The 14,941-nt window shown below is 59.6% G+C and carries 13 protein-coding genes; 5 read left to right on the top strand and 8 right to left on the bottom strand.

Annotation, left to right across the window (positions count from 1 at the left end):
- Positions 1 to 49: 49 nt before the first annotated feature.
- The 8 genes from ACYQ54_RS07605 to ACYQ54_RS07570 form a co-directional block, all read right to left on the bottom strand.
- Entirely contained in the window at positions 50 to 1,360 is a 1,311-nt protein-coding gene (locus ACYQ54_RS07605) for an ABC transporter substrate-binding protein (RefSeq protein ID WP_460080795.1), read from the bottom strand.
- 164 nt (positions 1,361 to 1,524) lie between these two features.
- On the bottom strand, positions 1,525 to 2,481 hold the full coding sequence (locus ACYQ54_RS07600; protein WP_460080793.1) for a sugar-binding transcriptional regulator: 957 nt from the start codon (positions 2,479 to 2,481) through the stop codon (positions 1,525 to 1,527).
- Position 2,482: 1 nt separating this feature from the next.
- Positions 2,483 to 3,163: an HAD family hydrolase gene (locus ACYQ54_RS07595; RefSeq protein ID WP_460080792.1), complete on the bottom strand. Its 681-nt coding sequence runs from the start codon at positions 3,161 to 3,163 to the stop codon at positions 2,483 to 2,485.
- 195 nt (positions 3,164 to 3,358) lie between these two features.
- Positions 3,359 to 4,027 (bottom strand): DUF1523 family protein, encoded by a 669-nt coding sequence (locus tag ACYQ54_RS07590; RefSeq protein ID WP_460080791.1) that lies wholly within the window; start codon positions 4,025 to 4,027, stop codon positions 3,359 to 3,361.
- Positions 4,024 to 5,391: a DUF6638 family protein gene (locus ACYQ54_RS07585; RefSeq protein ID WP_460080790.1), complete on the bottom strand. Its 1,368-nt coding sequence runs from the start codon at positions 5,389 to 5,391 to the stop codon at positions 4,024 to 4,026. Before ACYQ54_RS07585 ends, ACYQ54_RS07590 begins: the two co-directional genes overlap by 4 nt.
- Positions 5,388 to 7,337, bottom strand: coding sequence for an AAA family ATPase (locus ACYQ54_RS07580; protein WP_460080788.1), 1,950 nt, complete (start codon positions 7,335 to 7,337; stop codon positions 5,388 to 5,390). The genes ACYQ54_RS07585 and ACYQ54_RS07580 overlap by 4 nt, the downstream gene beginning before the upstream one ends.
- Before the next feature lie 9 nt (positions 7,338 to 7,346).
- Entirely contained in the window at positions 7,347 to 8,480 is a 1,134-nt protein-coding gene (locus ACYQ54_RS07575) for a hypothetical protein (RefSeq protein ID WP_460080786.1), read from the bottom strand.
- 11 nt (positions 8,481 to 8,491) lie between these two features.
- Positions 8,492 to 9,568, bottom strand: coding sequence for a hypothetical protein (locus ACYQ54_RS07570; RefSeq protein ID WP_460080784.1), 1,077 nt, complete (start codon positions 9,566 to 9,568; stop codon positions 8,492 to 8,494).
- A gap of 549 nt (positions 9,569 to 10,117) precedes the next feature.
- Here ACYQ54_RS07570 and ACYQ54_RS07565 point away from each other — a divergent pair.
- The 5 genes from ACYQ54_RS07565 to ACYQ54_RS07545 all read left to right on the top strand — a co-directional run bounded on the left by ACYQ54_RS07565 (position 10,118) and on the right by ACYQ54_RS07545 (position 14,939).
- Complete coding sequence (locus ACYQ54_RS07565) at positions 10,118 to 11,146, top strand: LacI family DNA-binding transcriptional regulator (RefSeq protein ID WP_460080782.1); 1,029 nt, start codon at positions 10,118 to 10,120, stop codon at positions 11,144 to 11,146.
- 225 nt (positions 11,147 to 11,371) lie between these two features.
- On the top strand, positions 11,372 to 12,691 hold the full coding sequence (locus tag ACYQ54_RS07560) for an ABC transporter substrate-binding protein (protein WP_460080780.1): 1,320 nt from the start codon (positions 11,372 to 11,374) through the stop codon (positions 12,689 to 12,691).
- A gap of 174 nt (positions 12,692 to 12,865) precedes the next feature.
- Complete coding sequence (locus ACYQ54_RS07555; protein WP_031270370.1) at positions 12,866 to 13,813, top strand: carbohydrate ABC transporter permease; 948 nt, start codon at positions 12,866 to 12,868, stop codon at positions 13,811 to 13,813.
- The gene (locus ACYQ54_RS07550; protein ID WP_460080778.1) at positions 13,810 to 14,751 is read left to right on the top strand and encodes a carbohydrate ABC transporter permease; all 942 of its coding nucleotides are present in this window, start codon (positions 13,810 to 13,812) and stop codon (positions 14,749 to 14,751) included. Before ACYQ54_RS07555 ends, ACYQ54_RS07550 begins: the two co-directional genes overlap by 4 nt.
- Complete coding sequence (locus ACYQ54_RS07545) at positions 14,748 to 14,939, top strand: hypothetical protein (RefSeq protein WP_023003183.1); 192 nt, start codon at positions 14,748 to 14,750, stop codon at positions 14,937 to 14,939. Before ACYQ54_RS07550 ends, ACYQ54_RS07545 begins: the two co-directional genes overlap by 4 nt.
- Positions 14,940 to 14,941 lie beyond the last annotated feature (2 nt).

The following is a 14,941-nucleotide window of genomic DNA, read 5'->3' as shown; positions in this document are numbered from 1 at the left end:
AGGAGGAGACCGGCGGGACGGGCAGGTGCCCGCCGGTCCGCGAAGGCTTCTACTTGAGGTAACCGGCCTTCTTCATTTCTCGTTCCGCGGTCGCCTGGGCAGCAGCCAGTGCAGCGTCCGCATCCATCGAGCCGGCAAGGGCTGCCGAGAATGCCTGGCCGACAACGGTTGCCATGCCCTGGAATTCCGGAATAGCCACGAACTGAACGCCAACATATGGAACCGGATCCACGGTCGGATTTTGCGGATCAGCGGAGTTGATGCTGTCCAGGGTCATCTTGGCGAACGGAACTTTCTGGTATTCCGGGTTCTCATAGAGAGACGTCCGGGTTCCCGGAGGAACGTTCGCCCAGCCTTCTTCGGCTGCAACCAGCTCCAGGTATTCCTTGGAAGTCGCCCATTCGATGAACTTCTTCGCAGCGGCTTCCTTCTGGGTGCCGGCCGGAATGGCCAGCGACCATGCCCAGAGCCAGTTGCCGCGCTTGCCAAGGCCCTTGTCCGGTGCCAGAGCAAAGCCGACCTTGTCCGCAACCTGACTGTCCTTCGGGTTGGTCACGAAGGATGCCGCCACGGTGGCGTCGATCCACATGCCGCACTTGCCGGTCTGGAACAGGGCCAGGTTTTCGTTGAAGCCGTTGGAAGAAGCGCCTGGAGGGCCTGCTTCGTTCATCACGTCGAGATAGGTGGTGAGAGTGTCTTTCCACTGCGGCGTGTCGAACTGCGGCTTCCAGTCCATGTCGAACCAGCGTGCGCCGTAGGAGTTCGCCATGGCCGTCAGAAACGCCATGTTCTCGCCCCAGCCGGCCTTGCCGCGCAGGCAGATGCCGTAGACTTCATTTTCCTTGTCCGTCATCGCCTTGGCGGCTTCGACGATAAAGTCCCAGGTCGGGGCTTCCGGCATTTCCAGGCCGGCTTTTTCCATCAGGTCCTTGCGGTACATGACCATGGAGCTTTCGCCGTAGAACGGTGCTGCATAGAGCTCGCCGTCAACGGTCAGGCCGCCGCGGATGGCCGGCAGGATGTCGTCTGCATCATAGCTTTCCGGCAGGTCGTTCAGGGAAACGAGCCAGCCCTGCTTGCCCCAGATCGGAACCTCGTAGGTGCCGATGGTCATGACGTCGAACTGACCGCCCTTGGTAGCGACGTCGGTGGTGACGCGCTGGCGGAGAACATTCTCCTCCATGGTCAGCCACTTGACCTCGATGTCAGGGTTCTTGTCGGTGAAATCCTTCGTCAGACCCTGCATGCGGATCATGTCACCGTTGTTCACGGTTGCGATGGTGATTGTTTCTGCAGATGCGGATGCGCACAGAGCCGCCATTGCACATGCGCTGAGAAGCGCACGGGTATGAAATGCCATATTTTCCTCCCAAGCGAGATTGGGCATTTGCCATTCTTGCGGGCAAATATTCGCTCTAATTCGGATCCCGAGTCAAGGCGTGAATCGCCTAAAACTAAAAAGGCTTCTCGCTGCGGTGCGAAAAGCCTTTTAAAATCATATAGTTATATGTAGTGGGAAATAGCTCAGAGCTTGAGCAATTGCTCAGCCGTCGTCTCGTTGGTGATCAGGCAGTTGATGAATTTGCCATTCAACGCCCCCAGCATGGCAGGCACCTTTCCGTCGCCGGCAGCGACGCCGTAAACCGGTTTTTCCCCGGCTGGAAGAAGTGGCGCACTGGCCACCAGGTCGTTGGTAAGTCCCTCGACCAGAGCGCCTTTTCGGTCGTAGACCCAACTGGTGATCTCGCCGATGGCACCGGCTTTCTCCAGGGCACGCATTTCGTCGTGGCTGACGAATCCGTCGACCGTCAACGGAGCGGTCGGACCCATGTTGCCGATACCGACGAAGGTGACGTCCGCCTGACGGATGAGATCGAGGATATTGTGCACCGCTTCCTGGTTATGCAGAAGCTGCAGCTCCTCGCGAGAGCGCGCAAAGACAGGAAGCGGCATCGGATAATGGCGGGCATTGATGCGGTCCGCGAGACGGATGATGACGTTATAGGCCGAAGCCGAGCCGTCCGACATCATGTTGCCCAGGAGCGAGACGATGCGGTGCTGCGGACAGTCCATCGTCGGCAACTGGTCGACCGAGGCACGCAGCGCGCGACCCGTGCCATAGGCGATGATCTTCGGTGTCTGGGAGCGAAAGTGACGCTCCATCTCGGCTGCCGCCGCCAGTGCAATTCCGACAGTGGAGGACGGCGCATCAGGATCACTGGGCACGATTTCGCAGCTCTGCAGGCCGAAGCGGTCAGTCAGGCGGCTGCTGAGTTCCATGCAATTGGCAATCGGATGATCGAGGCGCACCTTGATCAGGCGTTCGCTGACGGCAAGCGATACCAGCCGCTGTGCCGATTGCCGCGAAACGCCGAGCTTGCGGGCAATCTCGTCCTGGGTATTACCGGCAACATAGTATAACCAGCCGGCGCGGGCGGCATCATCGAGACGGGATGCCTCGGCAGGGATTTTCTGTTTCATCTCAGTTGCCGTTCTTCTTCAGATCCGGCCTAAGCTGAAAGAATTCGCCGAAAGATGCAAACACTTGCGCGGCACCGGCCGCAGCGGTGCTGGAGGTCGCAAGACCCGTGAGGTGCGATCCGCCAATAAAACGGTAGACTTCCATGCCGGCGGCAAGGCCGGCCTTGATGCCGTTTTCACTGTCTTCGATCACCAGGCAGCGCTCCGGTGCGACGGAGTGTTTTTCCGCCGCCAGCAGGAACAGGTCCGGTGCGGGCTTGCCGTGGGCGACTTCTGAAGCTGTCGTGGCGCGGCCGGAAAACAGGTCGGTCAGTCCGGTGATCTCCAGCGACTTGGCAAGCCTCGGTGGGCTGGAACTGGTGGCAAGGCAATAGTTGACACCAAGGCTCTCGATCACTTCCCGCACACCCTTGACCGGCCGGAGTTCCGCTTCAAAGGCGCTGAGAAGGCTCGCCCGGTAGGCCGTCTCGAATTCCGGAGGCAGATCGACGCCGAACTCCTTGCGGATCTGCTGCAGGACCACCGGATAACTGCGACCGAGGAAATGGTGCGCGACATAGTCCATGGTGATGTGGACGTTGCGCGTCGCAAGCTCTGCCACCAGCATGCGCGCACTGATGACCTCGCTGTCGATGAGGACACCGTCGCAGTCGAAGATGACAAGGTCGATTGGCTGATTCAAGCTGGGGTTCCTGCCGATTGGAAGGTTATAACAAACGACCTCATCCTGAGGGGGCGGGCAAGCGCCGTCTCGAAGGATGGGCCGCTTGCTCAGGAGTGTGAAGTCCATCCTTCGAGACGGACCTGACGGCCCTTCTCAGGATGAGGGTGGTGCAAGAGAGCACGGTCGAAAGAGAGGCACGTCGTTTCTGTCCCGTCAACCGAACCAGCGCTTCAGCCAGCGACGGAAGCCGCTTGTGGCTTCGCTGGCGCGGCGGTGGGCGCTGTTGCGGGCCTGTTCGGCGCTGTCGCCGACATCGTCCATGAAGTCGTCGATGCCATCGACCACGGGGTCGATCCGGCGTTTCTTGAAGGCATTGACGGTCTTGATGATCAGATAGGCAAGCACCAACAGCACCACGACGAACAGGATATTGAACCAGGGGATCAGGAAGACGTCCGGACCGGAGACGACCTCGATGCTGATGGCATTGGGAAAGATCGTGAAGAGTTCCAGCCGCCAGCCGTAATGGGTCACTGCAATCCAGACATCATCGCTCTTTTTGGCAAGATCCTGGGCCTGGGCGGTGATGTTGCTGCTGTCGAACTTGAAGTAGGGCGGCCAGCCCCAGTCGGTGTCCTCGTTGCGGTAGACCCTCGGTTTGCCGTTCGGCCAGACCGTGTTGATGAAGCGGACGTCCCGTGTCCAGTTCTTGTTGGTGCCCGCATCCGGCGCGGCCCAGAACAGCGATGATGCGCCGATATCCATGCGCTTGACGTCGGTGCCGACAACGCGGACCACGTCGCGGCCCGGCAGTGTGTAGTGGAGGAAAGCGACAAGGATCAGCAGGAGTGGAACGCCGATTATCCATTTGATCCACTTCATCGCGCACCGTCCTCACCGTCTTGCTCCTTGGGGATCGCACCCCAGGGACCCATGTTGCTGCCGAAACCGTAATCGGCCTGGTCTTCCTCCGCCATGCCTGCTTCCGGCCCGAACAGTTCCAGCCGCGTGCCGACCTTGTCGACCATGTATTCTTCCGCCAGGAACTGGGCCGCATAGTTTTTCTTGGCCTCGCTCCAGCTTCGGTAATGGTCGTAGAAAGCGTCCTTGTGACAAATGAAAAGCTGGCGAAAGTCAAGCGGGGTCAGCTCTGCGAGCAGCATGTTGACCAGGTTCTTGTCGCGGTGATTGCGCGAGCGCAGCAAGTAGAAATAGGCCGCGTTTTCCGGTTCGACCCACAGTCTCTCGCCCTTCAGGTCCAGCCGTTGCACGATATCGCTGAGCGCATGATATTCGCCCGGCAGCTGATGGTGATACTTGCGCCTCAGCGCACGCAGGTCGCGCCGCGAGACGTCGGACAGATCCTCGCCGTGGCTGGCGGCGGTGTCGATGACGATGAAGTCGAGTTTCTGTTTCAAAAGGCTCTTGGCAACGCTGCCGCCTGCATCGAGGATCGGCTCGACCAACTGGTTGCGGTTCAGGAAATCGGCGACCTCATAGCGGTCTTCCAGACTGAAGAGATGCTTCACCGGCAGATCGACGACAATGTCCAGGCGCTTGGAGGCGATGCACGCGGTTTCCTTGACATCGCGGAAGATATAGAGCCCCCCGAAATGCGACGTGTAGAAGTTGCCTTGCTCGTAGCTTTTCGAGCTGATCGACAAGGGCGTGCGAATGATGTCGCCGGTATGTTTGGACAGTTCGATCATCTCGGCGATCAGGACGTCGTCCCACCAGCCATCCGGCTCGGTGATGAATGCCTCGATCTTACCGGCAAGTTCTTCACCGGCTTCCGAATGCCCGCCGACGGTATCGGCCTCCACTTCGATTGCCCGAATGTAGAAAAGGTCCTGGGGCGAGGAGATGGAATAGATGGAGTTGACCAGTTCGCCGACGACACAATCGCGGATCGACAGGGCAAAGAGCTGTTCCTCATTGTCCACGATGAAGCGTTTCAGGATCGAACGAGACGTCGAAAACCGGGCATTCAGCAGTGGCGCGGTCTTCTGTTCGATCGACAGCAGGATGAACTGCCGGTTGCAGCCGTGCGGATTGAGGTAGTGGATGTCTTCCAGCTCGTCGCCGATCTCGGGCGAATATCCGGAGATGTCGATATGAAAGCAGTCGAGTGCCGTGCGTTTCCCGGTCAGATGCTCCAGGGCACGGTTGTAGCGGGCCACCATGGAGGGTGAGGACACCTCATAAAGGTTGCCGAACATCAAGCCATGTTTGACGAGCCTCATCATGGGCGCGTGGCTTCCAGGTAACGGCGCTTGGCTTCTTCCATCCGCTGCATGTCACGCACGGCGTTTTCGATGGCAACCTCGTCCGACTTGTCCGCATAGCGGAACTCGCTGTCCGCGTAACGGTTGATTTCCTGAATGACCATGTCGACGGTGATCGGCTGCGCGAGATCGGCGATCATCGCCTTCTTGGTCTCGTAATCCTTGAACAGGAACAGCTCGGGATCTTCCATCCATTCGTCCGGCAGTTCGAAATCCATCGCCCGCACCTTCACCGCATCGGTGATGTTCTTGATCGCGCGGCCTGTGAAACGTTCATCCGCCTGCTGAATGGCTTTCAGATAGGTGCCGAGCTTGGCGATCGTGTTCAGGTCGCCGGTCTGCGCCTGTACCGTTTCGAACACCTTGATCAGCGCGTCTTCCTGTGGCCGCGAGTGGCGGTCGTAGGAGGCGGCGACGGCCTTCTTCAGCGCCTGGGCTTCGAAAAGGTCATGGTCGCCGACAGGGATCGAGTGGTTCTTGCCCATCAGCAGATGCAGGATGTCGATATAGTCCTCACGGCTCTGCGGGCCGTCGACCAGAAACCGGGCACCTGCGCGCTGGCGCAGGGCGTCGTCGACGTTTTCCGGATAGTTGGAAAACATGCCGAAGGTGCAGTTTCCACGCACCACGGTGTTGGCGCCAGCGAAGCTTTCCATCAACACCGCAGTGATCTCAAGCTGACCGGCGGACGACTGTCGGTCGCCACGCTTGCCGGCTAGCTGATCGATGTCGTCGATGGTGCCGAAGCCGATCACATTCGGGTCGGTGACGTTTCGGATGAAGGCCTTGGCGTTCTGTGCGGACTTGCCCTGATAGCTGTCGATGCTCTCGGTCGACAGGTTCTGATAGCGGAACGGGTAACCGGCGACCTGACAGTATTCGTTGATCATGCCGGCCATCATCTGGATCAGCGTGGTCTTGCCGGTGCCGGGCTTGCCGTCGCCCATGAAGGTGAAGATGAAGCCGCCAAGCTCGGCAAACGGGTTGAGCTTGCGGTCGAAATCGTAAGCCATCAGCATCTTGGCAAGCTTCATTGCCTGATACTTTGCGATGTGGTTGCCGACGACTTCTTCCGGCTTCTTGAAGGCCATGGCAAGCGCCGTCGAGTGCGCCCGCGCGGACGGTGTGAAGCCGTTGATCTCGAAATTGTCCGCTTCCACCCGGTACCGGCTTTCGGCAAAGGGCTGCAGAACGCTGACGCCCTCCGACCGCAGCGCTACCTTTTCCATCAGCTGTTCGCAGAAGGAGAGGACCACGCTGATCAGTTGAGCATCCGTTTCGATCGGGGCAGCGGCAATTTCCTGATCCAGTTCCCACAGGGCGCCATGCAGGGCAAGCTGGTCGTTGTCGAAGAGAACTTCCTCGACCTCACCGCACTGGATGTCGGTTTCTCCGGCTTCGCCAGCCAGGCCGGACAGCAGGAAGTCGGTCATGTTGGCAAAGACATGGAGTGCAACCATTGCACTGGCCGACAGAAGATCCTGGAACCGCACCTTCTGCGAGGCATCGAGCGTTCCGGCAAGGTTGGTGCGTTTCAGTTCGGCAAGGCCGGACTGGTCCGTGAACTGGTCCGCGGTCACCTGGGCAACGGCCAGTGCCCGGCGCAGGGACCGCAGCACATTTGCCTGAAGCGGGGTCGTCAGCGCGTCGTCGTCACAGTCCAGGATGCGGTTCGTGAGCTGCACCCCTTCCGGACGGGCGGTGGAGCGGGTGACGAGGCCGGGGGTCGTGGAGCGGAACCGCCGGCGGGCGCCAAGTCCGGGCGAACGCTCCTGGGCGACAGGCGCAGTTGACTTCCTGGCGATCCGCGGTGTGTGGTCGAAGCCCTGCAGCATCGCTTCCGCGAAGGCATATTTCTCGCGGATCTTGTCTTCTTTCAGTTCCATGAGATCGTTGGAGAGAGTCACGCGGAAAACCTATTTGTAGCTGAGGATCTTGCCCGAGGGGCTGACGACATATTTTCGGATATTGGCAAAGCCCGGCGGATCGCGCTCTTCCAGGATCTGATAGGGGCGCTGGGGCAGGATCAGGGACCGCTGCTGGTGGGTGTGGCCCGCCATGTCCTGAGACGCGGGATTGAGTGCCGACAGCGGATCGAGCTGATAGATCTGCCGCTCGACAGACGAAAAGAAGCCGGCGGATTCGAACTCGGAACCCGAGGCGACCAGGGTTTCTGTCGTCCAGGCCAGGGCCCAGTCTTCTCCAGGACGGCCTGCTGCCTCGGCAAGCACGTCGCGCAGCGGGCCGGACTGCTGGGTAAACGTGTGGCTGTACATTGGCCCCAGAAAGAACCGCCGCAGTCGCTTGGGGTGCAGATCGTCGAAATCGCGGTCGAAGCCGCGGGCTATCGTCACCAGCTTGAGGGACGCGGAGGATTGCGCGGTCAGGTGGCTCTGGACACGCGGCCAGCGGCGTTCGTCCTTGGCCAACGGCCACTTGCCGCTGTCTTCCAGATCGAGAATATAGATCAGCGGGATGTTCTGCTGGCTGTCGTAGACCGCCCAGTGCAGCCGGTAGAGACGGCGGTTGTCGGCGACGTTACCCATCCAGGCCAGACGCGGATCGTTGCGCGCCCAGAAAAGGGTTCCCCTGGCAAGTTCTTCGTAATACTGGCGCTGCGAGGCCGCGAATTGCAGGTTGGTCGACGAGGATTGTTCGCGCAGGATATGGTTCACCATTTCCAGCTTCAGCTCGCGCATCGCCGGCAGCGAGCGCAAATGCTTGTCCGCCTGCATGGCGTCATTCGCCATCTGCAGCAGCTCCTGATAGATCGGGAAACCGCTGTCCTGACGGTCGATGTTCAAGAGCGAGGGCAGCATGTCCGACACGCGGCCCGCCAGCAGATATTTGTAGGAAAGCGCCGTGAAGGTTCCCGACAGCGCTTCCAGATACTCCTTCAGAACCGGAATTTCCGATTCAAGCGCGGTGTTCTCGCTGATGACGTTTTCCGCCACCCCTTGCAAATGCGAGATGATGCGCTCGAACTTGGCGAAGTAGCGCCGTGTTTCATGCGCTTCTTCCAGGGTTCTGTGGTCCAGGGTCAGATCCACCGTTCAGACCCTCAGGCCCCGTACGTGTTCTTGTCGTGCTTCTCGACGATCTGCTGGAACCGGCGTGCAAAACGCTCGTCAGATTTCGCCTTTTCCTCCAGCACCTTGCGGGCAAACACCATGTGGTCCTCATGGGCTTCCATCATGTCGGCCATACGCTGGTTGGTTGCCGAGCCGATGGCGGCCATGGCGGACTGGGCTTCCTTGTCGGTAGCCACGCCGATCTCGTTGATCTTGTGGGCGATATCCTGCTGCTGCGCCGTCTTGAGCGATTTCACGAGTGCATCGTAGAGCACGACACGCTGCTTGGTGTCCGTCTGCAGCTTGTTGATCAGCACCATCTGGGTGGCTGCCTGGTTCTGCAGGCTGTCGACCCAGGTCTTACCCTTTTCGATGTAACGCTCCAGCGTCTGGCTTTCGGCAAGCTTGACCTGTTCTTCCTGGGCAAGACGGTTGTATTCGGCGTTCATCTCCGCCAGCTGGCTTTCCAGCTTGGTGCGCGTGGCCGCGTCGGTTTCCATGGAAATCTTGTTTTCCAGGGCAATGACATCCGGATCCATCGCAACCAGCTTGGCCTTGATATCTTCCAGCGTGCTGACGGTCTGTTCGCGCTGGCTCAGCGTCTCGCTCAGGTTGGCTTCCACACGCTTGGAATGTTCGTTCAGCGTGCCGAGCTGTTCCTGCAGCAGCTGGCCGATGACATTGGACTTGGAAATCAGGTCCTGCAGCTTGTCGTCGATACTGGCCGAGCGCATGCGTTCCTGCCGGATGCTGTCGGAACGCTGCTTGGAAAAGATGCCGATGAAGCTTTCCCAGCCGGTCTTCGTGCGCATGGCATCGAAGTCCTTGGAGAAGGTCGCGGTGACATCATCGAGGCCCATGATGAGCTCGGCGATATTGGCGCCCATGAGCTCGGTGTGCTTGTGAACGTCGTCCAGGGACGCGTTCTCGATGTCGATGGAAATGTCCTGGCCGGTGTCCAGCTTGGACTTTGCGGTCTCGATCTTCGAGGTCATCTCGTCGATCTTCTGCCTTGCGGCGGCAACTTCCTTTTTCGACTTTTCAATCTGAGCGCTGAAATCCGCCATGGGCCCCTTCCGGATAAAATTTTTGTAATCTGGTTCTTATTTAACAAGTCTTCTTGGAAATACAATTACAACGCGCTTGCCGGGACGTTATGGTTCCAATTGCTTGCGTGGCGTTAAGGGGCGGGACTTCAGTCTTTTCGAAGCGGACAACCGCCCCTGTGTTCTCGCGAGACCGGCGGGTGGCTGGTGCATTTCTGACGTCTGACGCCCTTGCTTTTGGAAGAGGGGCCGTGGGCGTGGCCGGCCCGGCTTGCCTCGCTGCCGTGAATCGGCTTTGCTGTGAAGCCCGTGGTCAGGAGCTTCATTCTGGCGCCCGCAGGGCGTGACTGCGTTCTCCAATTGTCTGATATCCTTGGGGAAATTTCTTCCCTCTCTCGCCGCAAAGCGGATTTTTGATTGACGTATGTCAGACTGCTGCGCGACATTGTCTCCCCGTTGGTCAGTTGGTGTCCGGCCAAACCCGGAAGGATGTCCGGACGCTGATCGGCCTTGAAGTGTTGAAGCATCTTGTCAGCGTTCATGTGAATGCGGGATGGTTCGGGAGACGTGATGGTCAAGCCAACCGTACACGATATTGCCCGTGAGGCGGGGGTCAGCCTGTCGACTGTCGACCGGGTTCTGAACGGCCGTGCGGATGTGCGTCCGAAGAACGCGGAACGGGTCAAGGAAGCCGTCCGGAAGCTCGGCTATGTGCGCGATACCAATGCGGCCAATCTCGCCAGGCAGCGCCAGTACAGGTTCGTGTTCGTGCTGCCCGAAGGGCCCAATCACTTCGTAGAAACGCTGGCGGCCGCGGTCGAGGAAGCGTCAGGCGCGCAGGTCGCGGACCGGACCGATGTCAGCGTGCTGCTGGTCAATGCAGCCGACCCGCATGCCGTTGTCGACAGACTGAAGACCCTGGACCTTTCGGAGCTTGACGGTGTTGCCATCATGGTTCCGGAGACACCGCAGGTGCGCGATGCCATCGCTCATATCAAGAGTGCCGGCGTCTACGTGGTTGCGCTGGTCTCTGACCTGCCGAATTCCAAATGCCACTATTTTGCCGGTGTCGACAATTTCTCCGCCGGCAAGACGGCGGGGGCTCTCCTGGGCAAGTTCCTGCGCAACGAGACAGGCAGCATCCTGGTGGTGACCAATTCCATGGTGGCGCGCGACAGTATCGAGCGGCGTTTTGGCCTGGACGAGGTGCTGTCGCGGGATTTCCCGCACTTGAAAACCCTGCCGACCATCGAATTTTATGACGATCCGGACCGGATCCACGAGACGCTGGACCACGCTCTCAAGGCCCATCCCGAGCTGAAGGCGGTCTATTCCATGGGGTCGGGCAATGCGGCCATGCTGGACGCGCTGCGTGAACATGGCGTTGCCGGACGGTTTGTGGTGATCGCCCATGACCTGACCCCTGTCACCCGTCAGGCCCTTGCCGATGGCGAACTCGACGCGGTCATTGCCCAGAATGTCGGCCATCTCGTGCGCAGTGCCCTGCGGGTGCTGAGGGCCAAATGCGACGGCACGGACATCTATGAGGCGCAGGAAAAGATCCGGATCGAGATCATCATGCGCGAAAACCTCTATTGAGGCGGGCCTTTTCGGCGGAAGACGAAACTCCAGAAAACTGAGAGAAAACAAGGGAATGCCTCGGTGTGGCAGGCTGTTTCGAGCCTGTTTGATATCGAAAAGAAAGACGTATGTCAGTTTTTTCGTTGACGTGACATACGTATGTCAGATAGCGTGAGCCTGCACTTGGAGGAGTGCTGCGGTCCGGCAGGCGCCGGTGCGCGACCATTCGGGAGGACTTCACCCATGAAAACTGCGAAATTTCTCGCGGCGACCGCCATTGTTGCGGTCAGCGGACTATCTGTTTCCAACGCGCAGGCCGATGAGCTGACGCTTTGTTGGGCTGCCTGGGATCCGGCCAATGCGCTGGTCGAACTGTCGAAGGAATTCGAGACCGAATTCGGCCACACCATGAACTTCGAATTCGTGCCGTGGCCGAACTTCGCCGACCGCATGCTGAACGAGCTGAACTCCGGCGGCAAACTGTGCGATCTGCTGATCGGCGACAGCCAGTGGATCGGCGGCGGCGCGGAGAACGGCCATTACGTCAAGTTGAATGACTTCTTCGAGAAGGAAGGCATCAGCATGGACGATTTCGCCCCGGCGACCGTCTATGCCTATTCCACCTGGCCCAAGGGCGAACCCAACTATTATGCGCTGCCGGCCATGGGCGATGCCAATGGCTGGTTCTATCGCAAGGACTGGTTCGAGAAGCCGGAAATCCAGGCTGCCTTCAAGGAGCAGCACGGCCGTGATCTGGCTCCACCCAAGACCCAGGCCGAACTTCTGGAGATTGCCCAGTTCTTCCAGGGGCGCGAGATTGACGGTCAGACCCGTTACGGCGCGTCGATCTTTACCGAGCGCGGCTCGGAAGGCATCACCATGGGCGCGACCAGCGCGATGTATCCGTTCGGCTTCAAATACGAAATGACGCCGGGCAAATATGACATGGAAGGTGCGGTCAACTCGCCGGAAGCCGTGGCTGGCCTGGAGTTCTACAAGGAACTCTACAAGACAGGCACGCCTCCGGGGTACACCGACAGCTACATGGAACAATCGCTCGATGCCTTCAAGTCGGGGCAGGTGGCCATGGCCATGAACTGGTTCGCCTTCTTCCCCGGCCTTTACGCCGACCCGGACGTTGGCGGTGACAAGATCGGCTTCTTCGTCAATCCCGGCCAGAACCGGGAAGCGTCGACACTTGGCGGGCAGGGCATCTCCGTGGTGGCCTATTCCGACAAGCAGGACGCGGCGCTGGAATACATCAAGTGGTTTGCCCAGCCGAGCGTTCAGAAGAAGTGGTGGGATCTCGGCGGCTATTCCTGCCATGTCAGCGTCCTCAGCGACCCGAGTTTCCCGGACAGCGCGCCGTTTGCATCAGACTTCCTTCTGGCCATGGATAACGTCATGGATTTCTGGCAGGAGCCGGCTTACGCCGAGTTGCTGCTGGCGATGCAGAAACGTCTTCATGACTATGTGGTCGCCGACCAGGGCACCGCACAGGAAGCGCTCGACAAGCTGATCGAGGACTGGACCGAAACCTTCGAGGACGAAGGCAAGCTCTGAAGGTCTGATTCAAACCTGCTTCAGCGGACGGTCCGCCCCAGGGCGGGCCGTCTCTCCCTGAAAAGCCAGCCGGCCTGCGGGCAGGATGCTGGGCTTCCAGGCGTGCCTCTGGCACCCTGATCACAGCCCGGCCGGCCGGGACTTTCCGGAACCGTTTCTCAAGAAGAGCGTCTCATGTCCGACACCCCGATAGACCGAGTAGCAAAGGCAACGCCGCCCACCGTTGCCGCGAAAATCCGAGGGCTTTCCGACCGAACCATTGCCTGGCTTTTTGTCGCCCCGACAATTTTCCTGCTGCTGGCGGTCAACATCTTCCCGCTGATCTGGACGATCAATCTGAGTTTCACGAATTTCCGGGCCAACCGGCCCAATCGGGATGTCGAGTATATCGGCCTGCGCAATTACGAGCGCATCCTGACCGACGGCGACATCTGGCTGACCATGCAGGCAACCGCGCATTTCCTGTTCTGGACCATCGTCCTGCAGGTGCTGATCGGGTTCACGCTGGCCTGGCTGATCAACCGGAAATTCAAGGGCAACGATCTTTGGACGACGCTCATCGTTCTGCCGATGATGTTGTCGCCGGCCGTTGTCGGCAACTTCTGGACCTTTCTCTACCAGCCGCAGATCGGTCTCTTCAACTACGGTGTGTCCTTCTTCACCGGCGTCGATCCGGCATCCTTCCAGATGATCGGCGACGTGGCACTCGCGCCCTGGGCCATCGTGATTGTCGATACCTGGATGTGGACCCCCTTCGTGATGCTCATCTGTCTGGCAGGCCTGCGATCGATACCGGACTATATCTACGAGGCCGCGGAAATCGATCGGGCCAGCAAGTGGCGCCAGTTCTGGACGATCACTGTGCCCATGGTGCTGCCCTTCCTCATGCTGGCAGTCCTGTTCCGCGGCATCGAAAACTTCAAGATGTTCGATCTTGTAGTGCAGCTGACCGGCGGCGGCCCCGGCTCCGTGACCGAGCTGACCTCCATCAACCTGAAGCGTGAAGCCTTCGAAAAATGGCGCACCGGCTATGCCTCCGCCTACGCGATCGTCCTGTTCGTGACCGTCTTCGGCCTCGCCTCGATCTACGTCAAAGCCCTCAATAAGGTGAAGGAAAGATGAGCAGCTATTCCATCACAGAACCGTCTTCGCGGCAGAAGTGGGTGGCCGGGTCGCTGGTCATCGCCTACGCGATCATCACCCTGCTGCCGCTGGTCTGGATCCTGACAACAGGCTTCAAGTCACCGGTCGATGCAATCGCCTATCCACCCAAGGTGCTCTTCGAACCGTCGCTGGAGGGCTACGTCAACCTCTTCACCACCCGTACCCGGGTATCGCCGGAGCAGCTGCAGGCCCTGCCGCCGCCGGCCACCTGGTACGAGGAGATCGTGCGCAACCGTGACATGGTGATCGCCGGTCCCTCCCGCTACGGCGAAAGGTTCCTGAACTCGGTCATCATCGGCTTCGGATCCACCTTCCTGTCGGTGTTCCTGGGAACGCTCGCCGCCTACGCCTTTTCAAGGTTCAAGGTGCCGCTGAAGGACGATCTGCTGTTCTTCATCCTGTCGACAAGGATGATGCCGCCGATCGCTGTCGCCATTCCGATCTTCCTGATGTTCCGCACACTCGGGCTGTCGGACACGCATCTGGGCATGATCCTGCTCTATACGGCGGTCAATATCTCCCTGGCGGTCTGGCTGTTGAAAGGCTTCATCGACGAGATCCCGCGAGAATACGAGGAAGCGGCGCTGATCGACGGCTACACCCGCTTCCAGGCTTTCTACAAGGTGGTGCTGCCGCAGGCGGCAACGGGCATCGCCTCGACGGCCATCTTCTGTCTGATCTTCTCGTGGAACGAATATGCCTTCGCGGTGCTGCTGACCTCCGGTACGGCCCAGACGGCACCTCCCTTCATTCCGACCATCATCGGCGTCGGTGGCCAGGACTGGCCGGCGGTGGCCGCGGGGGCAACCCTGTTCCTGGTGCCGGTCATGGTCTTCACCATCCTGCTTCGCAAACATCTCCTGCGCGGCATCACCTTCGGAGCGGTCCGCAAATGATCAGCGATTTCATGAGTGGCCTTGTCCGCCTGCGCCGCGGGTCCTGGGAAATGCTCGCATCCCTTCTGATCGCCATCGGGGTGATCATGCTGATGCAGCCGGTCTTCCTGTGGGCCTACACCTATTCCTTCATTGTCACGCTGACCGGAACAGTCATGTTCATCATCGTCAGCCACTTTCCGGAGTGACT

The organism is Roseibium sp. LAB1, assembly GCF_054658235.1.
This window is presented reverse-complemented; position numbering and strand designations above follow the sequence as displayed.